Here is a 24,467-nt window from a genome sequence, read left to right on the forward strand (position 1 = left end):
AAGCATATTTCCATCTTACAAATATAGTTAAGAGGAAGGTGGCAAACCACATACAAGACTATTTATTCGTGCTTTAATCGAATAAATGGTATTTAATATTTCAGTATTTCGATTGCATGATGGATTCAATCTCCTCCCATTCAATTGGGATGTGTTTCATTAAATTGTCAGTACCAGTTGAAGTAATTAACAAATTGTTTTCCAAACGAATTCCCAATCCTTCTTCTCGTATATAGATACCTGGTTCACAAGTTAAAACCATCCCAGCTTCAAAAGGTTTGTATTTATCCCAAACATCGTGGACATCTAATCCTAAATGATGTGCTACTCCATGCATGAAGTATTTTTTAAATAATGGGGCATTTTTATCTTGTTTCTCGACATCGGCACGAGAAAAAAGACCTAAGTCAATTAATTTCCCCTCCATATATCGTTCTACCTCTTTCTGATAATCTACCCAGTAAATGGATGGCCGCATTAATTGACTGGCAAAATTCAAAACATCATGAACCGCCAAGTATACTTGTTTTTGCCTTGGGCTAAACTTTCCATTAACCGGTATCGTTCTGGTCATGTCGGCATTGTAATTACCGTATGCAGCACCCACATCCAATAAAATCAAATCGCCATCCTGACAAACTCCTTTATTTTCAATATAATGCAATACGCATGCATTGGCACCAGAGGCAATAATAGGAGTGTAGGCAAAACCATCTCCTTTTAATCGAATAAACTCGTGTATAAATTCTGCTTCAATCTCGTATTCAGTAACACCCGGTTGTGTGAATTCCAAGACTCTTCTGAAAGCGGATTCCGTAATATCAACGGCCTTTTGCATGGCCTTAATTTCGTCTGCCTCCTTTTTCATGCGAATTGTATTCGTAATAGGAGCTAGACGCTTGTAGGTATGGGTAGGGTATTTGGCTTGTAATGATTTAGTAAAGCGTGCATTCTGTGTTTCCACAGTTGAACTATTACGGATATGTTCATTATCCACCAAATAAATGTTCTCAACGGTATAAATCAATGTTTGTAAAATAGCCTCAAATTGTTGAGTCCATTGTATGTTTTTAATACCTGAAATATGTTGTGCTTCCTCTTTGGTGAATTTATGACCTTCCCAAATGGATATTAATTCCGATGTTTCTCTTACAAAGGCTATTTCTTTTAAATGCTCTTCAGGGGCATCAGGATAAAGTAAAAGAATAGTTTCTTCTTGATCTAAACCTGATAAATAAAATAAATCCGAATTTTGCTTAAAACCCATGCTGCCATCTGCGTTGGTCGGCATGATATCATTGGAACAAATTAGCACAATGGATTTAGGAGCTAATTGCGATATTAATTTCTGGCGGTTGTTGATGTACAGCTGAGCTGGAGGTGTATCGTATCTCATGATATTATTTGCGGCATAAATATATAATTTCACCAAGCGGTAAAGCCATTTTTTTACTTTCTTCTATCCCTATCTTTTCAATTAAATGGATTGGACTTACTTGAAATCCTGACTTTTCTAATTGTGTGCCATAATCCCGACCATAAATACGTAAGTGGTCATCTTGTAAAAAATGAATCTCTCTTTCTTTTGGATCTGTAATACTAGCATCTTCATAAGTAGTGGCTAAGTCCAATCTTTGTGGACTTTGGCATAAAGCGAATCCATCAGGTTTTAAAACGCGACGAATTTCTTGCATACAACGCACATCATCGCGAACATGTTCTAATACGTGATTGCAAAATACCACATCAAAACTATTGTCTTCAAAGGGAATATCATGCAAATCCATTTTTACTTTGGCTAAAGGAGATTCAATATCTGCAGTGATGTAATTTTCCCCTAATAATTTTTCAAAACGATCAATGAAACAATATTCTGGAGCAATATGTAATACTTTAGGTTGACTTTGGAAAAAATTGGTTTCTTTCTGTAAGAAAAGAAACATTAAACGATGTCTTTCTAAACTAAGACAAGATGGACAAAGGGCATTTTCTCTTGGATGCAATCTTCCATATGGCAGAAACTTAGAAAAATTTTCTTGACAAACAGGGCAGTGGACTTTATTTCCCTTAAGGAAAATACTATATAATTTCAACAATTGATGGGCTACCAATTGAATGTATTTTCTAGGAATATTACGTAAAATCCAACTAATAAGGTATTTCATAGGATAAAAAAAGGGAAGGTGTTTTCTAAGAAAAACCTTCCCCAAAATAATGAATTAAATATTACATTTCACGAATCCAGATGTTACGGAAACTAACTGGATTGCCATGATCTTGCAAGCTGATAGGGCCTGCACCATGAACTGGATTTTTAGGTTGACCAATATACTCCGTAGTACCCTGGATCTTTGTATGGTTTTGTACAACAACTCCATTATGTATAACAGTTACATAAGCTGGGGTATCAATTCCTCCATTGATGGTGAATTTCGGAGCCGTATAAATGATATCATAGGTATTCCATTCTCCCATTGGTGAAGTGGCATTGACCAATGGGGCAGATTGCTTGTAAATACTACCTGCCTGTCCATTTCGGTAACTTCTATTTTGGTATGAATTTAACACCTGAACCTCATACATTCCTTGCATGAAAATACCGCTATTTCCTTTTCCTTGACTTTTTAAAGTTTCAGGTTCTATAGGAGAACGCCATTCAATATGCAATTGGTAATTGGTGAATTTTTGTTTAGTAGAAATATTTCCAGCCCCTTTTACAACGGTCATGGCACCATCTTCTACCTTCCATTTAGCTGGACTGCCATCTTTTACAGTTTCCCAATTATCTAAACTTTTACCATCAAATAATATAATGGCATCTGAAGGGGTTTTACCTGGACTTACAACGCGAATTTCAGGATCCCAAAATTCTGTTTTGTCTGGTTTGGTTGGATTCTCTTCAACGAATCTGTGGTCTTGTGCTTGTAAGCTAAATACACCGGCTGCTAAAATAGCGGTGCAAATGAAAGTAATTTTTTTCATGAATAATGGATTTAGAAAATCAAATTACAGCAATTTTTGGATAAAAAAAAACCGGTGAATACCGGTTTCTCTTTACTGAAATAATGCTTATTTAGCGAAACTTGCTTTGATTTCTTCTACATCTACCAATTTGATAATCGGTCTCTGCTTTAAAATTTTGATAGCAGATACTTTATTATTCGCTACTGCGTGATTTCTTCTGTCTTTACGTTTTAGTCTAGTTACGGCCATGTCTTGATAAATTTGGTGTGCAAAAATACGAAATATCGTTTATTAATCAAATAATAAGCCTCGATTAATTAAATTTGTTTTTTGAAATTATGCAAAAGCCCAGTAACGCAAGAGGTACAAGAGATTTTGGTCCAAAAGAAATGGCCAAAAGAAATTATGTTTTCAACATCATTAGGAAACATTTTGAACAATTTGGTTTTCAAGCCATAGAAACTCCAGCCATAGAAAATTTGTCTACTTTGACAGGAAAATATGGAGATGAAGGAGATCAATTATTGTTTAAAATTCTTAATTCTGGAGATTATCTATCCAAATTAACTGAACAAGATTTTCAAGAAGGTAGTAAAAAATTTACGTATAAAGTTAGTGAAAAAGGTTTACGTTATGATTTAACTGTACCATTTGCGCGCTTTGTTTCCATGAATCGTAATGATTTGGCTTTCCCTTTTAGACGCTACCAAATCCAACCCGTTTGGAGAGCAGATAGACCTCAAAAAGGTCGTTATCGTGAGTTCTATCAATGTGATGCAGATATCATAGGTTCCAATTCCTTATTGAATGAAGCCGAATTAATCACTTTATTTCAAGCCATTTTTAATTCCTTGAACCTAAAAGCTAACTTAGTTATTAATTCTAGGAAGGTATTAGCTGGCGTTGTGGATGTTTTAGGGATGAATAAGCATTTTGTTGATTTTGCTGTTGCTATTGATAAATTGGATAAAATAGGTTGGGAGGCAGTAGCTAAAGAATTACTTGAAAAAGGATTTACTGTTGATCAATGCGCTGTTCTGGCTGATTTGATTGTATTTGAAGGGAATAACTTAGCCAAGATTGATAAATTAACTACTTTCTTTAACGGTAATACCCAAGGATTAGCAGGTTTGAAAGAAATTGAAGATGTATTAGGGTTTATTCAGCAAAATGGATTTGTCAATACCAACATCATCTTCGATTATCGACTGGCTCGTGGTTTAAGTTATTATACAGGTTTAATATTTGAAGGTAAAGCAATCGATATTCCATTTGGTTCTATTGCAGGGGGTGGAAGGTATGATAACCTGACAACGGATTTTGGTCTTCCCAATATGTCGGGTGTAGGTTTGTCATTCGGTATAGAACGCATGATTGATGTCATGGATGCCTTACATCTTTTCCCTGAAATACCGTTTAGTGGTTCAAAAATTTTGTTTGCTTATTTTGATGAGGCAGGCCAAAGTCAGGCTTTTCAATATGTAAATGAATTGCGTAAACATGGAATTCCTTCCGAAATTTATCCAGAAATTGCCAAAATCAAGAAGCCTTTTGAGTTTGCCGATAAAAAACAGATTCCATATGTGGCTGTTCTTGGAGAGCAAGAAATGGCTCAAAACAAAATGAATCTCAAAAATATGGTGAGTGGTGAGCAACAATTACTCAATCTTCAAGAGCTCATTGATACATTGAAATAAAAAAAAGGCTAGTTGAAAGACTAGCCTTTTTCATTGAATTACTGCTACAATTATCTCCAAGCCTTAAATTGATTGATCAATCCATTGGTTGAACTGTCGTGGCTTTGGACGTTTTCCTCATTTTCCAATTCAGGTAAAATGGAATTGGCTAATTGTTTCCCTAATTCTACTCCCCATTGGTCATAACTAAATATATTCCAGATTACTCCTTGTACAAAAATTTTGTGTTCATACATAGCGATTAAAGCACCCAATGTACTTGGATTTATTTCTTTAGCTAAAATTGAATTGGTAGGCTTATTTCCTTCAAAAACCTTGAACGGAGCTAATTTTTCAATTTCAGCTTCGTTTAAACCAGCTTTAGTTAACTCTGATTTCACTACGTCTAAAGATTTTCCATTCATCAATGCTTCCGTTTGTGCAAAGAAGTTAGACATCAAAAGTGTATGATGATTTCCTATGGGATTATGAGTTTTCGCAGGAGCGATAAAATCCGCAGGAATCATTTGTGTACCTTGATGAATCAATTGATAAAAGGCATGTTGACCGTTGGTTCCTGGTTCTCCCCAAATGACTGGACCAGTAGCGTAATTAACACGTTTACCAGTTCTATCCACTGTTTTACCATTGGATTCCATATCCCCTTGTTGGAAATAAGCTGCAAAACGATGCATGTACTGATCATAAGGCAAAATCGCTTGCGTAGGAGTATTCCAGAAATTCACATACCAAATTCCCAATAGGGCTAAAATAACGGGTGCATTAGCTTCTAGTGGAGTATTGGCAAGATGCACATCCATTTCATGCGCTCCTGATAATAATGATTCAAAATTGTCATAGCCAATGGATAAACAAATTGATAATCCGATCGCGGACCAAAGTGAGTATCTACCGCCCACCCAATCCCAGAATGCGAACATATTGGCAGAATCAATACCGAACTTTTCTACTTGCGTTTTATTGGTGGATAAGGCAACAAAATGCTTAGAAACGGCTGTTTCATCTTGAGCAGTTTTCAAGAACCAATCTCTCGCTGTAAAAGCGTTGGCCATGGTTTCTTGTGTAGTAAATGTTTTGGAGGCGATTAAGAATAATGTAGTTTCTGGATTTACTTTTTTTAAGGTCTCAGCAATATGAGTTCCGTCTACATTACTTACAAAGTGTACATTCAAGTGAGTTTTGTAAGGCTTAAGGGCTTCTGTCACCATTACGGGACCTAAGTCAGATCCACCAATACCTATGTTCACAACATCTGTGATACTTTTATTGGTATATCCCTTCCACGCTCCCGAAATCACTTGTTCAGTGAATTCCTTCATGTGGGCTCTTACTCCATGTATATCCGCATTTATATCAACTCCGTGTAATAATTGCTTTTGCCCTTTAGGTTTTCTTAAAGCTGTATGTAATACCGCTCTACCTTCAGTTTGATTTATGGCTTCTCCAGCTAATTGAGATTGAATAGCAGACTCCAATTGACATTCCTTCGCCAGTTCAATTAAATGCTTGAAAGTATCTTCATCTAGGATATTTTTTGAATAATCGATGAAAATATCCTGAAAGTATAAACTGTATTTATGTTGTCTTTCACTATCAGCTTGAAATAAGGCTGAAATAGAACTGGATTCTAAGCGTTTTTTATCAGTTAATAGCTTTTGGTAGGCAGTGGTTTGGGTAAAATTAATCGTGGATAGCATAATATTTATTTGATTAGCATGGACTCAAAATCTGAATGATCACCCAAAAATACATTATAATCCCAAGATTTGGAATTCCCTTCTAGCTTCCCTTGCTTGCTATATTGCCAAAAACGCAGATTATCGGCGTTTACAATAGTATTGGATTCATAGCTCGCTAACCATAAAGGGAAATCAGTAAACTCCTCATTATTAAATAAATCAGAGTACATACGAGTGTTGGTATATAAGATGGGTTTGGTATGGTAGTGGTTAGTCAAATAATCTAAAAAAGCTTTAATATCTTTTCTGATTTTGGGATGACTTACTCGATTAGTTACTTCAATATCACAAACTGGAGGGAGGTCACCTTCTTGAAGTTTAACCATTTTACAAAAGTTTCTTGCTTGTTCTATTGGATCTCTTGTTGGAATATAAAAATGATAGGCTCCAGCTATCAATCCTTTTTGTTTAGCCTTGCGCCAATTAATTTCAAAATTGGGATCTTGTAAACTTCGACCTTCAGTAGCTTTAATAAACACAAATTTTAAAGAAACCGTGTCAAAAATTTCTAACTCACTTAGGTGGTTCCATGGCACAATTCCATTGTGATGAGACACATCAATACCATGAATTAAATGTTTTTGTGGTACTTTTATTTGAATAGCTTCACTGTAGGAAAATTGATGTCCTTCATCCTCTGTTAAGGAATTTATATAGGAAAAAAGAATCCAGCAAAAGCTAAATACTACTAATAGGCTAACAATAAGCTGGATTCTTTTTTTCTTCAATTTTTTGGTTGGAATAACCAAATTTACAAAATCTTATAGATTTGGCTGCGGTGTTTTTCTTAAATAAGGCTTCACTGTTGTAAATCCTTTTGGGAATTTAGTCACGGCTTCTTCATTTGAAACAGCTGGAGTGATGATAACATCCTCCCCATTCACCCAATCAGCTGGAGTAGCTACCTGATAGTTAGCTGTTAATTGCAAAGAATCTATGACACGCAAAATTTCTGTGAAATTTCTACCAGTAGATGCTGGATAAGTCAGAGTCAATTTGATTTTTTTATCAGGTCCAATAATGAATACTGATCGAACTGTTGCTTTTTCTGAAGCATTTGGGTGAATCATATCATATAGCAAAGCCACTTTCTTCTCCGGATCTGCAATGATGGGGAAGTTGACTTGTACATGATTTACTTCTTCGATATCTGGAACCCATTTGTTATGTGAATCCAAACTATCAACAGAAATAGCAATAGCCTTGACACCTCTTTTGCTAAATTCTCCGTTCAATAATGCTGTTTTTCCTAACTCAGTAGTACAAACAGGAGTAAAATCAGCAGGGTGACTAAAAAATAATACCCATGAATTTCCAATCCATTCGTGAAAATTTATAGGTCCTTGGGTTGTTTCAGCGCTGAAATCTGGCGCAATATCTCCTAATCTTAATGACATAATGATAGGTGTTTATGGTGAATTATCTACCGAATTTATAGACTAATTATCAAATAAAAAAGCAATCCTAAAATAGAATTGCTTTTAACATTACACTTCATCAACAAACTAAAAACCAAATAATAAAAATGCTGTAGGAGAAGGATTCGAACCTCCAAGGTGCGGTTAGCCATATCGCAGAACTGATTTAGTGGTCAACCCATTACGCTACGTTTATCCCGAACTCACCACCCCCGAGACAGGAGGGCACGTCTGCCAATTTCATCACCCTACAGTGAAATAATATTTACCTTTGTAATTATTATGTAACAAAATTATAAATCATTTTTAATTTTTCAAAATAATTTAAAGAAATTATAATTTTTTTGAGTAATTTTTAAAAATAATATCAATTTGTTGAAAATATTATGGATAAAAAATTTGATCTAGACCCTTTAGACTATAAAATTTTAGAAATTTTAGTGAGTGATTCCAATCTGCCATATACTGAAATTGGACAACGTTTAGATGTTTCAGGGGGTACAGTGCATGTACGAATGAAAAAAATGGAGGCTTTGGGCATAGTTAAAGGGGCACAACTTTTAATAGATTATTCCAAAATCGGTTGGGATATAACCGCTTTTCTAGGCATCTATTTAGACAAAAGCTCTTTGTATGAAGACGTCGCCAAACAATTGGAGAAAATACCAGAAGTGGTCAATATTCATTATACGACAGGTATTTACTCTATTTTTGCTAAAATTATTTGTCGAGATACTCAACATTTACGAGAAGTTCTCCACGATAAAATTCAACGTGTTACCGGCATACAACGTACCGAAACATTTATCTCATTGGAAGAGAGTTTAATTAGAAATACACCTTTATTTTGAGTTATTTAGAATAGTTCTAATTAAATGCTTACAAAACTAAATTTTGCTTTGTAATTTTGTATTTCTATAGAAACAAAGGTTATGGCAGAAAAGGTAGATGATATTTTACAGGAAGTAACCACTTCCGATTATAAATACGGTTTTGAATCTCATTTTGATACAGATGAGGCACCTATTGGTTTAGATGAAAGCACCATTCGATTTATTTCTGATAAAAAGAATGAACCTGAATGGATGTATGAATGGCGTTTGGCAGCCTTTCGCTATTGGAAAACTCTCCAAGAGCCTACGTGGGCTAATGTATCCTATAAACCCACCGATTATCAGGCTTTAAAATATTATTCTGCACCCAAGCCTAAAAAACAATTGAATTCTTTGGACGAAATTGATCCAGAACTTCGAAGAACTTTTGAGAAATTGGGAATTTCGTTGGATGAACAAAAGCGTTTATCTAATGTGGCAGTAGATGCTGTCATTGATTCCGTTTCTGTAGCTACAACTTTTAAAGAAACCTTAGCAGAAAAAGGTATTATTTTCTGTTCTATTTCAGAAGCTGTGAGGGAGCATCCTGAACTTATCAAAAAATATTTAGGAAGTGTTGTTCCAGTTAAGGACAATTACTTTGCTGCCTTAAATGCTGCTGTATTTTCTGATGGTTCTTTTTGTTATATTCCAAAGGGCGTTCGTTGTCCTATGGAGCTTTCCACCTATTTCCGTATTAATGCAGCCGGAACGGGTCAATTTGAACGTACCTTGATTGTTGCGGATGAAGATTCCTATGTTAGTTATCTAGAAGGTTGTACCGCACCAATGCGTGACGAAAATCAATTACACGCCGCAGTGGTAGAAATATTCGTACATGCAGGAGCAGAGGTGAAATATTCTACAGTTCAAAACTGGTATCCAGGAGATAAAGATGGAAAGGGAGGTATCTACAACTTTGTAACAAAACGTGGTATTTGTGATGGAGCACATGCTAAATTATCTTGGACACAAGTAGAAACAGGATCGGCAGTTACCTGGAAGTATCCTTCAGTTATTCTTAAAGGAGATTATTCCATTGGAGAATTTTATTCTGTTGCCGTTACGAATAATCACCAACAAGCTGATACTGGCACTAAAATGATTCACTTAGGTAAACATTCTAAATCAAGAATTGTATCTAAAGGAATATCTGCTGGTGTTTCCCAAAATTCATATCGTGGTTTAGTTCAAGTAGCAAAACGGGCAGATTCTGCTAAGAATTATTCTCAATGCGACTCACTTTTATTGGGCGACCGCTGCGGAGCACATACATTTCCTTATTTAGAAGTAAAAAATAATACTGCTTCAGTAGAACATGAGGCTACTACTTCTAAAATTGGTGAGGATCAAATTTTCTATTGCAACCAAAGAGGCTTATCTACAGAAACAGCCATTGCTTTAATTGTCAATGGTTATGCCAAAGAGGTTTTAAATCAATTGCCGATGGAGTTTGCCGTTGAGGCCCAAAAATTATTGGCTATTTCACTTGAAGGTTCAGTAGGTTAATCTATTTAATACCTCCCGAGTGTATACATACCAAAGTACTTCCTTCCGGGAAGTACTTTTTTTTGAGTAAATCATACACTCCATACATCATTTTACCTGTGTATGTGGGTTCAATGGGTATATTTTGTTGATTTTGAAATGCCTCACAGAATTCCATAAGTTCCTTAGGATTGGAAGCATATTTCCCAAATACATAATCTTTGGTTAAATGTAGTTGGGGGAGGTCTAATTGAAGTTCCTGTATATGGTATTCAATTTCATTTTCATTGTTCAAACATAATATGCCTATTGTATTGAACTTTGAATATTTAGCTAAACCTAATATTGTAGTTCCGGTACCTACGGCACTTATTAGATAGTTCGTTTGAATGTTTTCTTGAATTTCTTGAACCAATTCTTTCATTCCTAAAATGCCAGTAAGGGAATAACCGCCTTCTGGGATGATCCAATAGTCTTTTTCATGATACGTTGCAGGGATTTCTTTCTTTCGGTAATAAGTTCTATCCACAAAATGTAATTCCATACCCCAAGATTTCATTTGTTTCAAATATGGATTACTTTCCCAGGTTAGTTCCTCCCCTCGAACAATACCTATGCATGGAATTTGTAAGATATGAGCCACATAGGCTAGGGCATATAAATGGTTAGAGTAAGCTCCTCCGAAACTAATAATTCCCTTTTTGGGATTATCTTGGGCGATACGGATATATTCCTTTAATTTGCGCCACTTATTGCCAGAAACGGTGGGATGTATCAAATCATCTCGCTTGAAAAATAAACGTATGTTTTGTTCATTCCAAAGAGGATCAAACAATTCAACGACCGGTGAAGGTATTTGTAAATAGTTTTTTTCAAAAGCAGATATGTCCATAGATAATGAAATAGATCCCATTGAGAGTGAAGATGATTTGTTCGAACATTTCAATTTCACGGTTGACAAAGGTCAACAATTACTTAGAATAGATAAATACCTACTTCTAAAAATTTCGAATGCTACCCGCTCTAAAATTCAATCAGGAATAGAAGCTGGATCTGTTAAGGTAAATGGACTAAATATTAAGTCGAATTACAAGGTTAAGCCCTTAGATGAAATTGTAGTATCCTTTTCTCATCCACCTAGAGATAAAGATATAGTAGCCGAAAATATACCCTTAGATATCATCTTTGAAGACGAGGAGTTAATTTTAGTAAATAAACCTTCAGGTATGGTAGTCCATCCTGCACATGGAAATTGGGAAGGAACCTTGGTAAATGCATTACTATATCATTGTCAGCATTTACCAGGAAAAGGAGATATTCGTCCAGGTTTAGTGCATCGAATAGATAAAGACACATCAGGAATTTTAGTAGTCGCTAAATCTGAATTTTCCTTAAATCATCTTGCTAGACAATTTTTTGATCATACCATTGATCGAACTTACTATGCGATTTGTTGGGGTGTACCCAAAGAAAGTAAGGCAACATTACGTGGTAAAATAGATCGAAGTCCTCGTGATCGAAAAGTCATGATGATGTTTCCAGAAGATGCTGAACATGGGAAACTCGCTATTACACATTATGAGGTAATGGAATCCTTTGTTTTTTGTTCTTTGGTAAGATTTAATTTGGAGACGGGAAGGACCCATCAAATTCGTGCTCATGCAGCTTCTATCGGACATCCATTATTGTCAGATGCTGCCTATGGAGGAGATAAAATAAGGTATATGAGTTCGATTGCTAATTTTAAAACATTTGCAGCGAATTTAATGAAGTTATGCCCAAGGCAAGCTCTTCATGCATTTTCCCTTGGCTTTGATCATCCAAAAGCAAATGAGCGCATCTATTTTGAACAGGATTTCCCTGAAGATATGAGAGAAGTTTTATACCGATTAAGAGAAGTAACCAATCATGGAGCAAATAGAAATTAGGAAAGCAGGATTAGAAGATGTTCCTGCTATGTATAGCTTAGTGAAGGAATTAGCTTTATTTGAAAGGGCTCCGGACGAAGTAAGCTCAAGTTTAGAAGATTACATACAAAATGGCTTTCAGGAGAATCCAATTTTTGCTTCTAACTTAATATTCTATCAAGGAAATTTAGCAGGCTTTTCCCTTTGGTATTATCGATTTTCGACTTGGAAAGGCAAACGCTTTTATCTAGAAGATTTATTCATTAAGGAAGAATATCGTTCTTTGGGATTGGGTAAAATGCTTTTGGACGAAGCTGTATTAGAAGCTAAAAGAATGAATTGTACAGGAATGATGTGGCAAGTGCTCGATTGGAATGAGCCTGCTATTCAGTTCTATCAAAAATATGGCGTCAAATTTGATGCTGGTTGGTTAAATGTGCATTTGGATTTATAGTCCAAATGCACATTCCCATTAATGGATAATAATTTGTTTTTCAATATCTTCCAACGATGCCCCTTTTGTTTCAGGCATAAGGAACATGACATAGAAGAATTGGCAAACCATCATAATGCCAAATAGGCTGAAAATAAATGTTCCACCAAAATTTTCTGTAAGAATAGGGAAGAAATTAGCTACTAATGCGGCTAATAACCAATGGGTTAATGAACCCCAGGCCATTCCAGATGCTCTAACTGAATTAGGGAAAATTTCAGATATAAATACCCATATCACTGATCCTTGACCTATCGCATGTGAAGCTATGAAAAGGAAAATATAAATAGGAACTAATGCATAGGATTCTTGATAGAATGAGAAAGCGATTAGTCCTAAAGAAATGATATATCCAACGGATCCTATATACATTAGAATTCTTCTTCCAATTTTGTCTATAAAATACCATCCTAACAAGGTAAATAATAAATTAGCCACCCCAATTCCAGCAGTAGATAATAAGGCACTTTCTTTCCCTAGACCAGTTAATTCATAAATTCTTGGGGCATAATAGATGATTGCATTAATGCCTGACATTTGATTGAAAAACGCGAAGAGAAAGGAGAGGAGTAATGGGGTGAAAAACTTTTTCGAAAACAAGTGCTCCTTTTTTACTTGTGCCTTAGCATTGTCTAAAATTCGTTTTAATGTTCCTTCTGGATCTGGATCCGCTAATGTTAATACTTTCAATGCTCCCGCTTGATCATTACGTTTTAGGAGCAAGAACTGAGGAGTTTCTGGAGTGAAAAGAATTAAGAATGAGAACAATAAACTTGGGATAGCCACCATTCCTAACATATATCGCCAATCGTCATCGCCTCCTTGAAGTAAATAATTGGAAATATATGCTAATAAAATACCCAAAACGACATTCAATTGAAAGGAAATTACCAATTTACCACGATGTTGTGGAGGTGCTATTTCAGAAATATAAATAGGTGCTACAACCGATGATGCACCAATACCTAAGCCACCTAAGAAGCGAAACAACATAAATAGATTCACATCTGTGGCCAATGCAGCTCCAATGGAAGAAATAAAGAAACTAATGCCTATCCATAATAGAGTTTGCTTTCTACCAAATTTATCAGCAGGGATACCACCTAAAGCTGCACCAACTACTGTACCGTATAATGCGGTAGCCACGGCTAATCCATGCGTCCAACTATCCAAATGCCATAATTTTTGAATGGCTAATTCTGCTCCAGAGATAACAGCTACGTCAAGACCAAACAACATTCCACCTAAACCCACGGTGATAGACCAAAATATGACATGTTTATTCATACAAAATGAAATAGAATTTATATATAAATTAAAGATAATTAATTACTCGAAAAATTCAATATTTTACTTATTCTTTGTCTAAGGCAAATTTGCTAATACCACTAGCTAAAGCTCCTAATATGATAAGAAGTATTAATGCTTGTTGAAGACCAAAGTATTCAGAAAGAAAGCCTATTACAACAGGTCCTAGAATAAAACCGATATAAGCGATAGTAGAAACCGCTGCTATAGCCATGGCCGGTGAGGTATCTCTCGTATTTCCAGCTTGTGAATATATCATGGGCACTATGGTGGAAATACCTAAGCCAGTTATAAAACAGCCCAAAATTAACACATGAACTTGAGTGAAAAACACGGTGATACTCATTCCTGCTGCAATTAATATTCCGTTGAACATCAGAATGTTTCTGATAGAAATATGTTTGGCAACCCAATCTCCCAGGAAACGCCCAATCACCATAGAAAAAGCAAATGATGAAAAACCAATGGTGAAAGAATAGCCTTGTAAATCAGGTAATTGCTTAAAATAGAGACTAATCCAGTCAGCCATAGCTCCTTCACAAAGCATTCCACAAAAAGCTATAAATGAAAGTATTAAGAGGTAATTATTAATTTTAAATTTAGCTTGAACCACCTCGCTATTGGAATCCAAATTTTTACTATCGGCTAATAAATACTTATAAACTCCAACGATGCAAGCCACATTACATAGTGCTACAAGGTAAAAATGGTATTCTAATGTAAATTCTTCTTTCACCAAATATCCGCCCATTAAGGATCCTAACATCAATCCTATGGAAAATATGGCATGAAAGGAAGACATGATTTTTTTGTTCGTTAACTTTTCAAGTGTAACAACTTGGGTATTCATGGATATATTTAAAATATCTCCAGCCATTCCAAAAGAAAATAATCCTAAAAAGAGGAATAAAGAACTTGAAATAAATGTTAAAGCTGGTAAGATGACGATATATAAAACAACAGCTAGTAAGCAAATAACTTTTGAATTATAACGGGCTATTAACCAGCCTGCAAGTGGGAGCGATACCATAGAACCAATAGGTAAGCCCATTAAAATACTACCTAATTCGGCATCTGATAAAGATAAGGATTCTTTGAAATAGGGTATTCTGGTTGCCCAAGAGGCAAAATTCAATCCGCACAATAAGAACAATACACTAATAGCAAGTCTTGCTTGAAGCATAGAAATCAATAACTATAAAAATAAATGACCTACTTCCTTCCAAGTATTGACACGTTCGTAGTCGTGTATATGAAGGTTATGCAGTGCTGAATAAAGTATTGGTTTGCCAGTAAATGAAGCAAGATTTTTTTCGTGATCATCAATTAGATAATCAGCTTGAATCATGTATTTATGACCACAAAAAACAGTATGTTTCCAACCTATGAAAGGGAAGTGTTGTTCAAGCCAAATCAATTTTTCCTTCATGGATTCTGGAAATTCAGTAGCTGCTGAAACAATGAAAACTTCGTATTTTTCTTGCAATTGTTTTACAACTTCAATAGCATCTTGCTTTACTTCAATATCTAGAAAAAAGCCTGGCTCCCAGAGGAATTGATTGTTTGCTTGATAATCTTCATAAAAGGCTAATTTAAGTGCATCACTTTGGACTAACTCATCATGTGAATATGACTTATTTAAGCGCTGATTTATTTGATCAACAATTTTAATGGACGTATCGGCTAATACGTCATCCATATCAATGGCAATTCTTTTCATCGAGAGTATATGTAAAAAAAAACTCCCCAAAGATGGGGAGTTTTCACTAAAAAATCTAATAAAATTACATCATGCCACCCATTCCGCCTCCGCCAGGTCCATGACCATGAGCAGGTTCAGCAGCTGGTTTATCAGCAATGACACATTCTGTAGTTAATAATAATCCTGCGATAGATGCAGCATTTTCTAAAGCCAAACGAGTTACTTTAGTTGGGTCAATAATACCCGCCGCAATCATATTCTCGTATTTGTCTTCACGTGCATTGTATCCGAAGTCATCTTTTCCTGCCTTAACAGCATTGATAACAACAGAACCTTCACCACCTGCATTAGAAACGATAGTACGTAAAGGAGATTCTACTGCTTGACGAATGATATTAATACCCGTATTTTGGTCTTCGTTTTCGCCAGTCAAGGTATCTAATGCACTGATAGCACGAATTAAAGCAACACCACCACCAGCTACGATTCCTTCTTCTACAGCAGCTCTAGTAGCGTGCAAAGCATCATCCACACGATCTTTCTTTTCTTTCATTTCAACTTCAGTAGCAGCTCCAATGTAAAGGATAGCCACACCACCTGAAAGTTTTGCTAAACGCTCTTGTAATTTTTCACGATCATAATCTGAAGTCGTGTTTTCAATTTGCGCTTTGATTTGATTTACACGATTCTCGATATCGTCTTTAGAACCATTTCCATTAACAACTGTTGTGTTGTCTTTGTCAATGATTACTTTCTCAGCTTGTCCAAGGTATTCCAAAGTAGCATTTTCTAATTTGAATCCTCTTTCTTCAGCGATAACAGTACCACCTGTTAAGATAGCGATGTCTTCTAACATAGCTTTTCTACGGTCACCAAAACCAGGAGCTTTAACAGCAGCTACTTTCAGAGCACCACGGATTTTGTTAACTACTAAAGTAGCAAGAGCCTCACCATCAACATCTTCTGAGATGATTAACAATGGACGGCCAGTTTGTGCAACTGCTTCCAATACTGGAAGTAATTCTTTCATAGAAGAAACTTTCTTTTCAGAAATCAAAATGAAAGGTTTTTCTAATTCCACTTCCATTTTGTCAGTGTTAGTCACAAAATACGCAGATAAATATCCACGGTCAAATTGCATACCTTCTACTGTTTTTACTTCTGTCTCAGTACCACGTGCCTCTTCAACAGTGATAACACCTTCACGACCAACTTTTTCCATTGCTGAAGAAATCATTTGACCGATTTCAACATCATTGTTCGCTGAGATAGTAGCTACTTGAGCTATTTCAGTAGATGTAGTGATAGGACGGGATTGAGTTCTCAAGTTACCAACGATAGCCTCAACAGCTTTCTCGATACCACGTTTCAAATCCATTGGATTTGCACCAGCAGCTACGTTCTTAGAACCAATGGTATAAATTGATTGTGCTAAAACAGTAGCAGTAGTTGTACCATCACCTGCTTGATCTGCTGTTTTGGAAGCTACTTCTTTTACTAATTGAGCACCCATGTTTTCCACAGCGTCCTCTAATTCAATTTCTTTTGCTACAGATACACCATCTTTAGTAATAGAAGGGGATCCAAATTTTTTATCAATGATAACATTACGTCCTTTAGGTCCTAATGTTACTTTTACGGCGTTCGCAAGGGTATCAACCCCTCTTTTCATTTTTTCTCTCGCCTCGGTGTCAAAATATAGTTCTTTTGCCATTTTGTTAAATAAATTTTACTGGTTGAAATATTTTAAAGTATGAAAACTATAAAACTGCAAAAATGTCAGACTCACGCATGATTAAATAATCTTTTCCATCGATAGTGATCTCAGTTCCAGAATATTTACCATACAATACAGAGTCACCTACATTTACAGTGATAGGCTCATCTTTTTTGCCATTTCCTACGGCAACAATGGTACCTTTTTGTGGTTTCTCTTTAGCAGTATCAGGGATAATGATACCAAAAGCAGTTTTTTCTTCAGCTTGAGCAGGCTCAACAACAACCCGATCTGCTAAGGGCTTGATACTTAATTTTGACATAATAATATAGATTTTAAGTTATTAACATATAAAAAGTCCTTATCATCTAAGGACTTTCCATTTATCAGCATGATGTGTGCCAAAAAAATTAAGCTGTAAAATTGTCAGTTATTCGGCAAGTAATGTCAGTCTGACTATTTAGCTGGTGCAGCAGGGCTAGGAGCAGGGGCAGCTGGTAATGTTTTACCGGCAGCTTTTTCCACATTCACAGACTGGGTAGCATCTGTAGTTCCTGAAGAAAGAGTGAAATTAGTTAATAAAACTAATACCAAGATACTGATGGAAAAACCCCAAGTTAATTGTTCTACTAAATCTCCTGTTTTTTGTACTCCAAACATTTGAGTAGCGCCTGCAGAAGAAAATTCTCCACTAATACCACCACCTTTAGGATTTTGAACTAAAATCAAGATGATTAGAAGTGCTGAAAAAAGAACTATAAGAGAAATTAATACGGTGAACATCGTTTATTTAAATTAATTTATGTTTCAATTCGGAAATTCGAGATGCAAAGTAAAGGCTTTTTTCAGGTTTAATCAAACTTAATTTTTCATACATCTCAATTGCTCTTTCATATTTTTCTTGTCGCTCCAAAATTTTGGCAAAAGTTTCAGATACAGGAATTACATTTTTAAGTTCAGCTAAATCCAAAACATCTGTGTCTTCATCTGAAACATGCTTTTTAGGCCGAGCTATACTTGGTAAGTTTTGTAAAAAATCATCAATGACCTGCATTTGTTCGGTAACATCAGGAATCACCGTCTTAAAACTCTCTAATTCGACATATGGTGCAGCCATCTCTTCAATATCAAAGATGGATTCAAAATAATGCTTTCTAGAAGTGGATTGTAATGCAATCTTTTTTTGCTGGTTTGGATTGAATTTTTCATTCCAAAACAATAAATAGAAATAAGGATATGATTCTTTGTCGGCATCAAACGTGTGCTGTAGACTCAAATTACTTCGATCTATTTTATTTAAAAGAAACCATAAATCTTGTGCCTTATTTTCCATGCTTTACCAGTCTCCAGCAATTTTATTAAATAAATCTAAGATTATTTGATCCACTAATTTAGGAATCAATGTTTTCTCAACCTGATTTAAAGTTTGATTTTGAGGAAAATCTTGATAAAACGAAAATTCCTGATCAAAGTTTTTGTTCTCATCTAGTCGATTAGTCAATCTAAATTGTATTCGGAGAGTCAAACGATTTAAACCAGCTTTATCGTCAGATGTAGGAGCTTGTGGGCTTAATTCATATCCAACGATTGTGCCTTCCAACAATAAATCAGGTGCCTGAGTGGTTAGTTTGAGAGATGTATTTCGTTGAAAATATTCCTTTAATCGCTCGTTTACATCTAAACTCAAATTAGCAGGTCCTCCAGCTGTTTCCATGCGGATATTACTTATCTGGATGGTTTTTAACTCAGGAGATAGACTAGCTCCCTTAAAACTATAACAACCACTAAAAAGTGGTAAAAAACCAATAAGTACAAAAAGCCTAGGCAATATCTTCCAGATCATATTGTTTAATTTTTCGATACAAGGTTCTTTCCGAGATTCCTAAATCTTTAGCAGCGTATTTACGCTTATTACGGTTTTTCTTTAATGCACGGATAATGATTTCCTTTTCTTGTTTTTCAAGTGACAAAGTGACATCTTGAACCTGAGCACTTACATCTTCAAAATTAATATCTTCTTCCATGTTGGAATTGGATATTGGATGAATCTCAATAGGATTGGGATTGACTTCAACAACACTTGGAGTAGAAGGAAGTGTTAAATTCTTTTGTAGATCGGAGAATTCAGGTTTAATGTCTTCGAAGATCGACATGTTATTAGAAATAATATCATAAGCATTGGTATTTCCAGACTCAATGACTTTCAAGAGTATTTTCTTTAACTCAGTAACATCTCGCTTTAAATCAAACAAGATCTTATAAAGTATTTCCCTTTCGTTAATACCTTCAGGACTGGTAAAAAAATCCCCTTTAATAACAGATGAATTGATTTTCGGCTCATTGAATTCCAAATAATACTGAAGCTTAACATCATCTACTATTCGATCTCCAACCTCCAAGACGGAAATTTGCTCGGCTAAATTTTTCAACTGACGAATATTTCCTGGAAAACGCTGTTTTTGAAGCAATTCCTTGGCTTCACGTGTCAACATAATCGGTTTTACGCGATGTAACTCGGAAAAGTCCGTGGTGAATTTTCTGAAAAGTAATTCAATATCATCTCCACGTTCTCTCAGAGGCGGCACATAAATTGGTACGGTACAAAGTCGGTAATATAAATCTTCTCTGAACTTACCAGATGTTATAGCATCTTGTAAATTAACATTGGTAGCAGCAACCACGCGGGTATTAGTCTTTTGAACTTTGGATGAACCAACACGGTAAAATTCTCCATTTTCTAAGACACGCAATAGTCTAGCTTGCGTCCCCAATGGCATTTCAGCTATTTCATCTAAAAAGATTGTTCCTCCATCTGTAACCTCAAAATATCCTTTTCGAGCTTCTATAGCACCTGTGAATGAACCTTTTTCATGCCCAAATAATTCAGAATCAATGGTTCCTTCGGGAATAGCTCCACAGTTAACTGCTATGAATTGGCCATGTTTTCTTTTGGATAAGGAGTGAATAATTTTGGAAAATGATTCTTTTCCAGATCCACTTTCTCCTGTAATCAGCACAGTCATGTCAGTGGGTGCAACTTGCTCCGCAACTGAAATAGCACGCAATAGGGCAGAAGAGTTACCTATTATTCCAAAGCGCGCTTTAATGGCATTCAGATGACTTGATTCCATATTAATTGATTAATTCTCCTAATAAAGTTCCTGAAGTACAATGAGTTATTTTTACATCTACAAATTTCCCTTTCATTTCATCATTTTTAGGAAAAACAACTACCTTATTATTATCTGTTCTTCCAAAATGATGGGCAGAAGATTTTTTTGAATCACCTTCCACCAAAACACGTTGTATTGACCCTATCATTTGTTGATTTCGATAGGCAGAATGAATTCTTTGAAGATCTATGATTTCTTGTAGTCTTCTTTTTTTCGTTTCTTCAGGAATATCATCTGCTAATTTCTTTTCAGCAGGAGTCCCTGGTCTTTCTGAATAAGAAAACATATACCCAAAATCATACTTTACTTCTTCCAATAAGCTCAATGAATCCTGATGTTCTTCTTCTGTTTCAGAACAAAATCCAGCAATAAAATCATGGGATATACCACAAGATTCCCCTAATATTTGGCGTATCGAATGTATTCTTTCTAAATACCATTCTCTGGTATAAGTCCGATTCATTAAATCCAAAATTCGGTTATTTCCACTTTGAGCTGGCAAATGAATGTTCTTACAGATATTACCATACTTTGACATTGTATATAACACATCGTTTGTAATATCCTTGGGATGTGAGGTAGAGAACCTAACACGAAGTTCTGGGGTCAATTGAGCCACTTTTTCTAATAGCTGGGCAAAATTGATTGATTGATTCGTTTCAGGATTTTGCCAATGATAGGAATCTACATTTTGACCTAATAAGGTTACTTCTCGGTATCCAGCTTCAAAAAGTGAAGTACATTCTTTCAAAATAGAATCTAAATCTCTAGATCTTTCACGACCACGTGTATAAGGCACCACACAAAAGGAACACATATTATTACATCCACGCATAATACTAACTAATGCCGTAACTCCATTGGTATGCAAACGAACGGGTTCAATATTGCCATAAGTTTCTTCCCTAGACAAAAAGACATTAACGGCCTTATTCCCATCTTCTATTTCTTCCAAAAGGCGCGGTAAATCACGATAAGCATCTGGTCCAGCTACCAAATCAACAATTTTCTCTTCTTCTAGTAATTTTGTTTTTAGTCGCTCAGCCATACATCCTAAAATACCTACGGTAATATGTGGATTTTTAGCTTTAATAGGCTTGAAACTCTGTAAACGATGCCGGATCTTTTGTTCTGCGTTTTCTCGAATGGCGCAGGTATTCAATAAAATAGTATCAGCTTCATGTATATTGGAAGTAGTAGAATAACCTTGTTCCATCAAAATGGAAGTCACCACTTCTGAATCGGCAAAATTCATTTGACAGCCGTAACTTTCTAAATAAATCTTTTTCGAAAAATCTGTTTGATTTTGACTGGGTGAAATTCTCGGTTCATCCAATCCTTTTATCTCCTCTGGTGAGAGTACTTTTAAATCTTGCATGAATTAAAAATTGAATTAATTCACAAATTTATGACATTTTGTCAGACAATGACTATTGAATCTTGCCAGAATTTAAAATAATTACTTGATCAGATTGATGAGTTAGTGCTTCATTGTGGGTAACCATGATAATTCTTTGATTCCAATCTTGTTTTAATTCTAAAAATAAGTCGTAGAGGTTTTCTGCATTATTTTTATCCAAATTACCTGTAGGCTCATCAGCCAAAAGGAGGCTAGGACGATTGATTAAAGCTCTAGCTACAGCCACTCGCTGCTGTTCTCCACCGGATATTTGACCTGGAAACTTTTTAAGGATATTAACGATACCTAGCTTATTCACAATTTTATCAAAGAACTCGTCATCTTCTTGAGATAATTTACCCCCTCGAATGAACAGAGGGAATTTGATATTTTCTTCACATGAAAACTCGCCTAACAAATGATGAAATTGAAATACGAACCCCATTTTATTATTTCTAAAAAAACTTTGTTCATGTTCATTCAAACTAGAATAAGCTACACCATCCAAGTAGATTTCACCTGAATTGTAGTTTGTTAATATACCAATGATTTGTAATAGGGTACTTTTACCTGAACCTGAAGGTCCCAGAATGGAGATTAATTCATTATTATTTATAGTAAAAGATATGTCGTCCAGAATTAATTGAGTCCCATAGGATTTGGAAATATTTTTTAATTCTAACATTTTTTTGTCTTTTTTTTATAAAATACGATTGATACAATAAGATTTTAAAAGTTTGGCAAATAAATAGTAATTTCACGAAATAAAAATTTTGATAAATGAATATTCACGAATACCAAGCAAAAGAAATTTTAAAAAGTTACGGGGTAAGGATTCAAGAGGGTATTGTTGTTGACAAGTTGGAAGATGCTACTTCAGCAGCTGAAGCTTTAAAGGCACAAACAGGCACAGGCTGGTTTGTGGTTAAAGCTCAGATTCATGCGGGTGGACGTGGAAAAGGAGGAGGAGTAAAGCTTGCTAAGAACATGGATGAGGTTAATGAGCGTGTTTCTCAAATTTTGGGCATGCAATTGATCACCCACCAAACTGGCCCAGAAGGTAAAAAGGTAAATAAAGTTTTAATTAGCGAGGATGTTTATTATCCTGGCGATTCAGAACCTAAAGAATACTATTTATCGATTTTATTAGATCGTGGTCGTGCTTGCAATGTAATCATGGCATCTACTGAAGGTGGAATGGATATTGAGGAAGTAGCTGAGCATAGCCCAGAAAAAATCATTAAAGAGTGGATTGACCCACGTGTTGGATTACAAGATTTTCAAGCACGTAAAATTGCTTTCATGTTGGGCTTAAGTGGCCAAGCTTTGAAAGAAATGGTGAAGTTCATTCAATTCTTGTACAAGGCTTACGTGGAAACAGATTCTTCCATGTTTGAAATCAATCCAGTTTTAAAAACGTCAGATGATAAAATTTTAGCTGTAGATGCTAAAGTTAACTTAGATGACAATGCTCTATATCGTCACAAAGACTTAGCTGTTTTACGTGATATTTCTGAAGAAGATCCTTTGGAAGTGGAAGCGTCTGAAAATGATTTAAACTACGTAAAATTAGATGGTAACGTAGGTTGTATGGTGAACGGAGCAGGTTTAGCCATGGCAACCATGGATATTATTAAGTTATCAGGTGGTGAACCCGCTAATTTTCTTGATGTTGGGGGTGGAGCTAATGCTAAAACGGTAGAAGCAGGTTTCCGTATCATTTTACAAGATCCAAATGTAAAAGCTATTTTGATTAATATATTTGGTGGTATTGTACGTTGTGATCGTGTGGCTAATGGAGTTGTAGAGGCCTACAAAAACATCGGTGAAATTAATGTGCCTATCATTGTACGTTTACAAGGAACTAATGCAGAAGAGGGAGCAGCTATCATTAATAATTCTGGTCTAAAAGTATTCTCTGCTGTCTTGTTAAAAGATGCAGCCAAATTGGTTTCGGAAGTATTGAAATAATATTTTATGAAAATTATCTGTGTAGGAAGGAATTATGTGGATCACATTAAGGAGTTATCAAATGAAAAACCCAAAGATCCAGTAATTTTTTTAAAGCCAGACACGGCATTATTAGATCAAAACTCGGATTTTTACTATCCGAGTTTTTCTCATGATGTACACCATGAAATTGAATTGGTTTTTCGGATTTCAAAAGTGGGAAAGAATATTGAATCTAAATTTGCCCATAAATACATTGATGGAATAGGTTTAGGTATTGATTTCACGGCTCGTGATTTGCAGGCTAAATTGAAAGAGAAAGGTCTTCCCTGGGAAAAATCAAAGGCTTTTAATGGTTCTGCATTTGTTTCAAGTATACGACCACTTAAGGAGGGTGAATTAGAGCAATCAATACCTTTTCATTTGGATATTAACGGTTTGACCGTTCAGTCTGGAGAAAGTAATCTGATGATTTGGAATATCAGTGAGCTAATTGCTGACATTTCTCAATATTTTACATTGAAAACAGGTGATTACATTTTTACAGGAACTCCTTCCGGAGTAGGACCTGTTAAAATTGGTGATAAATTAAGCGGATACCTGTATGAAGATAAATTATTTGATTTAAACATCTCTTAAC

The 24,467-nt window shown here is 35.4% G+C and carries 26 protein-coding genes; 7 read left to right on the forward strand and 19 right to left on the reverse strand.

The window, feature by feature from the left end:
- Positions 1–100 precede the first annotated feature (100 nt).
- From G9H60_RS01300 to G9H60_RS01315, 4 genes are all read right to left on the reverse strand, one after another.
- Positions 101–1,396, reverse strand: coding sequence for an aminopeptidase P family protein (locus G9H60_RS01300; RefSeq protein ID WP_223142311.1), 1,296 nt, complete (start codon positions 1,394–1,396; stop codon positions 101–103).
- Between the two features lie 4 nt (positions 1,397–1,400).
- Complete coding sequence (locus G9H60_RS01305) at positions 1,401–2,165, reverse strand: class I SAM-dependent methyltransferase (RefSeq protein WP_223142312.1); 765 nt, start codon at positions 2,163–2,165, stop codon at positions 1,401–1,403.
- 61 nt (positions 2,166–2,226) lie between these two features.
- Positions 2,227–2,982, reverse strand: a complete 756-nt coding sequence (locus G9H60_RS01310) for a 3-keto-disaccharide hydrolase (RefSeq protein WP_223142313.1) — start codon at positions 2,980–2,982, stop codon at positions 2,227–2,229.
- A gap of 87 nt (positions 2,983–3,069) precedes the next feature.
- Positions 3,070–3,213, reverse strand: coding sequence for a hypothetical protein (locus G9H60_RS01315; RefSeq protein ID WP_193495299.1), 144 nt, complete (start codon positions 3,211–3,213; stop codon positions 3,070–3,072).
- Positions 3,214–3,302: 89 nt separating this feature from the next.
- Between G9H60_RS01315 and hisS the strand changes: the two genes are divergently transcribed.
- On the forward strand, positions 3,303–4,661 hold the full coding sequence (gene hisS, locus G9H60_RS01320; RefSeq protein ID WP_223142314.1) for a histidine--tRNA ligase: 1,359 nt from the start codon (positions 3,303–3,305) through the stop codon (positions 4,659–4,661).
- A gap of 50 nt (positions 4,662–4,711) precedes the next feature.
- Here the strand turns inward: hisS and pgi are convergent, their stop codons facing one another.
- The 3 genes from pgi to G9H60_RS01335 are packed head-to-tail and all read right to left on the reverse strand — an operon-like array spanning position 4,712 to position 7,797.
- Positions 4,712–6,358: a glucose-6-phosphate isomerase gene (pgi, locus tag G9H60_RS01325; RefSeq protein ID WP_223142315.1), complete on the reverse strand. Its 1,647-nt coding sequence runs from the start codon at positions 6,356–6,358 to the stop codon at positions 4,712–4,714.
- 5 nt (positions 6,359–6,363) lie between these two features.
- A complete protein-coding gene (locus G9H60_RS01330) occupies positions 6,364–7,128 on the reverse strand; it encodes a glycoside hydrolase family 25 protein (RefSeq protein WP_223142316.1) in 765 nt (254 codons plus the stop codon).
- A 33-nt stretch (positions 7,129–7,161) separates the two neighbouring features.
- Positions 7,162–7,797 (reverse strand): peroxiredoxin, encoded by a 636-nt coding sequence (locus tag G9H60_RS01335; RefSeq protein ID WP_223142317.1) that lies wholly within the window; start codon positions 7,795–7,797, stop codon positions 7,162–7,164.
- Positions 7,798–8,204: 407 nt separating this feature from the next.
- On the opposite strand from G9H60_RS01335, the gene G9H60_RS01340 reads away from it, so the two are divergent.
- Together G9H60_RS01340 and sufB are read left to right on the forward strand one after the other, a co-directional pair.
- Positions 8,205–8,669, forward strand: a complete 465-nt coding sequence (locus tag G9H60_RS01340; RefSeq protein WP_109322930.1) for an Lrp/AsnC ligand binding domain-containing protein — start codon at positions 8,205–8,207, stop codon at positions 8,667–8,669.
- An 81-nt stretch (positions 8,670–8,750) separates the two neighbouring features.
- The gene (gene sufB, locus G9H60_RS01345) at positions 8,751–10,199 is read left to right on the forward strand and encodes a Fe-S cluster assembly protein SufB (RefSeq protein WP_223142318.1); all 1,449 of its coding nucleotides are present in this window, start codon (positions 8,751–8,753) and stop codon (positions 10,197–10,199) included.
- A gap of 1 nt (position 10,200) precedes the next feature.
- Here sufB and G9H60_RS01350 read toward each other — a convergent pair whose 3' ends face one another.
- Entirely contained in the window at positions 10,201–11,070 is an 870-nt protein-coding gene (locus G9H60_RS01350) for a 1-aminocyclopropane-1-carboxylate deaminase/D-cysteine desulfhydrase (protein WP_223142319.1), read from the reverse strand.
- Between G9H60_RS01350 and G9H60_RS01355 the strand changes: the two genes are divergently transcribed.
- Both G9H60_RS01355 and G9H60_RS01360 read left to right on the forward strand, forming a co-directional pair.
- Positions 11,063–12,106 carry an RluA family pseudouridine synthase gene (locus G9H60_RS01355; protein WP_223142320.1) on the forward strand — a complete coding sequence of 348 codons (1,044 nt, stop codon included), beginning with the start codon at positions 11,063–11,065 and terminating at the stop codon, positions 12,104–12,106. The two genes, G9H60_RS01350 and G9H60_RS01355, sit on opposite strands and share 8 nt — an antisense overlap.
- Complete coding sequence (locus G9H60_RS01360) at positions 12,087–12,539, forward strand: GNAT family N-acetyltransferase (protein WP_223142321.1); 453 nt, start codon at positions 12,087–12,089, stop codon at positions 12,537–12,539. The genes G9H60_RS01355 and G9H60_RS01360 overlap by 20 nt, the downstream gene beginning before the upstream one ends.
- Positions 12,540–12,557: 18 nt before the next feature.
- Here G9H60_RS01360 and G9H60_RS01365 read toward each other — a convergent pair whose 3' ends face one another.
- The 11 genes from G9H60_RS01365 to G9H60_RS01415 form a co-directional block, all read right to left on the reverse strand.
- A complete protein-coding gene (locus G9H60_RS01365; protein ID WP_223142322.1) occupies positions 12,558–13,865 on the reverse strand; it encodes a sugar porter family MFS transporter in 1,308 nt (435 codons plus the stop codon).
- 67 nt (positions 13,866–13,932) lie between these two features.
- The gene (locus tag G9H60_RS01370; protein ID WP_223142323.1) at positions 13,933–15,069 is read right to left on the reverse strand and encodes an MFS transporter; all 1,137 of its coding nucleotides are present in this window, start codon (positions 15,067–15,069) and stop codon (positions 13,933–13,935) included.
- Between the two features lie 12 nt (positions 15,070–15,081).
- Entirely contained in the window at positions 15,082–15,606 is a 525-nt protein-coding gene (locus G9H60_RS01375; protein WP_223142324.1) for a 5' nucleotidase, NT5C type, read from the reverse strand.
- Between the two features lie 64 nt (positions 15,607–15,670).
- Entirely contained in the window at positions 15,671–17,302 is a 1,632-nt protein-coding gene (groL, locus tag G9H60_RS01380) for a chaperonin GroEL (RefSeq protein WP_109322938.1), read from the reverse strand.
- Between the two features lie 46 nt (positions 17,303–17,348).
- Complete coding sequence (locus tag G9H60_RS01385) at positions 17,349–17,627, reverse strand: co-chaperone GroES (RefSeq protein WP_109322939.1); 279 nt, start codon at positions 17,625–17,627, stop codon at positions 17,349–17,351.
- Positions 17,628–17,761: 134 nt separating this feature from the next.
- Positions 17,762–18,088 (reverse strand): preprotein translocase subunit SecG, encoded by a 327-nt coding sequence (gene secG, locus G9H60_RS01390; RefSeq protein ID WP_223142325.1) that lies wholly within the window; start codon positions 18,086–18,088, stop codon positions 17,762–17,764.
- Between the two features lie 7 nt (positions 18,089–18,095).
- On the reverse strand, positions 18,096–18,638 hold the full coding sequence (locus G9H60_RS01395) for a hypothetical protein (RefSeq protein ID WP_223142326.1): 543 nt from the start codon (positions 18,636–18,638) through the stop codon (positions 18,096–18,098).
- Between the two features lie 3 nt (positions 18,639–18,641).
- Positions 18,642–19,148 (reverse strand): LptE family protein, encoded by a 507-nt coding sequence (locus G9H60_RS01400; protein ID WP_223142327.1) that lies wholly within the window; start codon positions 19,146–19,148, stop codon positions 18,642–18,644.
- Positions 19,126–20,436, reverse strand: a complete 1,311-nt coding sequence (locus tag G9H60_RS01405) for a sigma-54 interaction domain-containing protein (protein ID WP_223142328.1) — start codon at positions 20,434–20,436, stop codon at positions 19,126–19,128. The genes G9H60_RS01400 and G9H60_RS01405 overlap by 23 nt, the downstream gene beginning before the upstream one ends.
- A gap of 1 nt (position 20,437) precedes the next feature.
- Positions 20,438–21,856: a tRNA (N6-isopentenyl adenosine(37)-C2)-methylthiotransferase MiaB gene (miaB, locus tag G9H60_RS01410; protein ID WP_223142329.1), complete on the reverse strand. Its 1,419-nt coding sequence runs from the start codon at positions 21,854–21,856 to the stop codon at positions 20,438–20,440.
- A 52-nt stretch (positions 21,857–21,908) separates the two neighbouring features.
- A complete protein-coding gene (locus G9H60_RS01415) occupies positions 21,909–22,562 on the reverse strand; it encodes an ABC transporter ATP-binding protein (RefSeq protein ID WP_223142330.1) in 654 nt (217 codons plus the stop codon).
- Positions 22,563–22,657: 95 nt separating this feature from the next.
- Here G9H60_RS01415 and sucC point away from each other — a divergent pair, with 95 nt between their 5' ends.
- Complete coding sequence (gene sucC, locus G9H60_RS01420) at positions 22,658–23,848, forward strand: ADP-forming succinate--CoA ligase subunit beta (protein ID WP_223142331.1); 1,191 nt, start codon at positions 22,658–22,660, stop codon at positions 23,846–23,848.
- Positions 23,849–23,854: 6 nt separating this feature from the next.
- Positions 23,855–24,466: a fumarylacetoacetate hydrolase family protein gene (locus G9H60_RS01425; RefSeq protein ID WP_223142332.1), complete on the forward strand. Its 612-nt coding sequence runs from the start codon at positions 23,855–23,857 to the stop codon at positions 24,464–24,466.
- The last annotated feature ends 1 nt before the right edge of the window (position 24,467 follow it).

Origin of the sequence: Aquirufa aurantiipilula (genome assembly GCF_019923745.1) — a bacterium.
GTDB lineage: Bacteria > Bacteroidota > Bacteroidia > Cytophagales > Spirosomataceae > Aquirufa > Aquirufa aurantiipilula.

Bases quoted from the DNA above. Each gene is read 5' to 3' on its own strand.
- G9H60_RS01340 (WP_109322930.1), top strand. From the start codon at position 8,205: ATGGATAAAAAATTTGATCTAGACCCTTTAGACTATAAAATTTTAGAA.
- G9H60_RS01300 (WP_223142311.1), bottom strand. From the start codon at position 1,396: ATGAGATACGATACACCTCCAGCTCAGCTGTACATCAACAACCGCCAG.
- G9H60_RS01305 (WP_223142312.1), bottom strand. From the start codon at position 2,165: ATGAAATACCTTATTAGTTGGATTTTACGTAATATTCCTAGAAAATAC.
- G9H60_RS01315 (WP_193495299.1), bottom strand. From the start codon at position 3,213: ATGGCCGTAACTAGACTAAAACGTAAAGACAGAAGAAATCACGCAGTA.
- G9H60_RS01360 (WP_223142321.1), top strand. From the start codon at position 12,087: ATGGAGCAAATAGAAATTAGGAAAGCAGGATTAGAAGATGTTCCTGCT.
- G9H60_RS01355 (WP_223142320.1), top strand. From the start codon at position 11,063: ATGTCCATAGATAATGAAATAGATCCCATTGAGAGTGAAGATGATTTG.
- G9H60_RS01375 (WP_223142324.1), bottom strand. From the start codon at position 15,606: ATGAAAAGAATTGCCATTGATATGGATGACGTATTAGCCGATACGTCC.
- G9H60_RS01405 (WP_223142328.1), bottom strand. From the start codon at position 20,436: ATGGAATCAAGTCATCTGAATGCCATTAAAGCGCGCTTTGGAATAATA.
- sucC (WP_223142331.1), top strand. From the start codon at position 22,658: ATGAATATTCACGAATACCAAGCAAAAGAAATTTTAAAAAGTTACGGG.
- G9H60_RS01425 (WP_223142332.1), top strand. From the start codon at position 23,855: ATGAAAATTATCTGTGTAGGAAGGAATTATGTGGATCACATTAAGGAG.
- G9H60_RS01310 (WP_223142313.1), bottom strand. From the start codon at position 2,982: ATGAAAAAAATTACTTTCATTTGCACCGCTATTTTAGCAGCCGGTGTA.
- groL (WP_109322938.1), bottom strand. From the start codon at position 17,302: ATGGCAAAAGAACTATATTTTGACACCGAGGCGAGAGAAAAAATGAAA.
- secG (WP_223142325.1), bottom strand. From the start codon at position 18,088: ATGTTCACCGTATTAATTTCTCTTATAGTTCTTTTTTCAGCACTTCTA.
- G9H60_RS01365 (WP_223142322.1), bottom strand. From the start codon at position 13,865: ATGAATAAACATGTCATATTTTGGTCTATCACCGTGGGTTTAGGTGGA.
- G9H60_RS01350 (WP_223142319.1), bottom strand. From the start codon at position 11,070: ATGGACATATCTGCTTTTGAAAAAAACTATTTACAAATACCTTCACCG.
- pgi (WP_223142315.1), bottom strand. From the start codon at position 6,358: ATGCTATCCACGATTAATTTTACCCAAACCACTGCCTACCAAAAGCTA.
- G9H60_RS01385 (WP_109322939.1), bottom strand. From the start codon at position 17,627: ATGTCAAAATTAAGTATCAAGCCCTTAGCAGATCGGGTTGTTGTTGAG.
- G9H60_RS01415 (WP_223142330.1), bottom strand. From the start codon at position 22,562: ATGTTAGAATTAAAAAATATTTCCAAATCCTATGGGACTCAATTAATT.
- hisS (WP_223142314.1), top strand. From the start codon at position 3,303: ATGCAAAAGCCCAGTAACGCAAGAGGTACAAGAGATTTTGGTCCAAAA.
- G9H60_RS01395 (WP_223142326.1), bottom strand. From the start codon at position 18,638: ATGGAAAATAAGGCACAAGATTTATGGTTTCTTTTAAATAAAATAGAT.
- sufB (WP_223142318.1), top strand. From the start codon at position 8,751: ATGGCAGAAAAGGTAGATGATATTTTACAGGAAGTAACCACTTCCGAT.
- G9H60_RS01370 (WP_223142323.1), bottom strand. From the start codon at position 15,069: ATGCTTCAAGCAAGACTTGCTATTAGTGTATTGTTCTTATTGTGCGGA.
- G9H60_RS01400 (WP_223142327.1), bottom strand. From the start codon at position 19,148: ATGATCTGGAAGATATTGCCTAGGCTTTTTGTACTTATTGGTTTTTTA.
- miaB (WP_223142329.1), bottom strand. From the start codon at position 21,856: ATGCAAGATTTAAAAGTACTCTCACCAGAGGAGATAAAAGGATTGGAT.
- G9H60_RS01335 (WP_223142317.1), bottom strand. From the start codon at position 7,797: ATGTCATTAAGATTAGGAGATATTGCGCCAGATTTCAGCGCTGAAACA.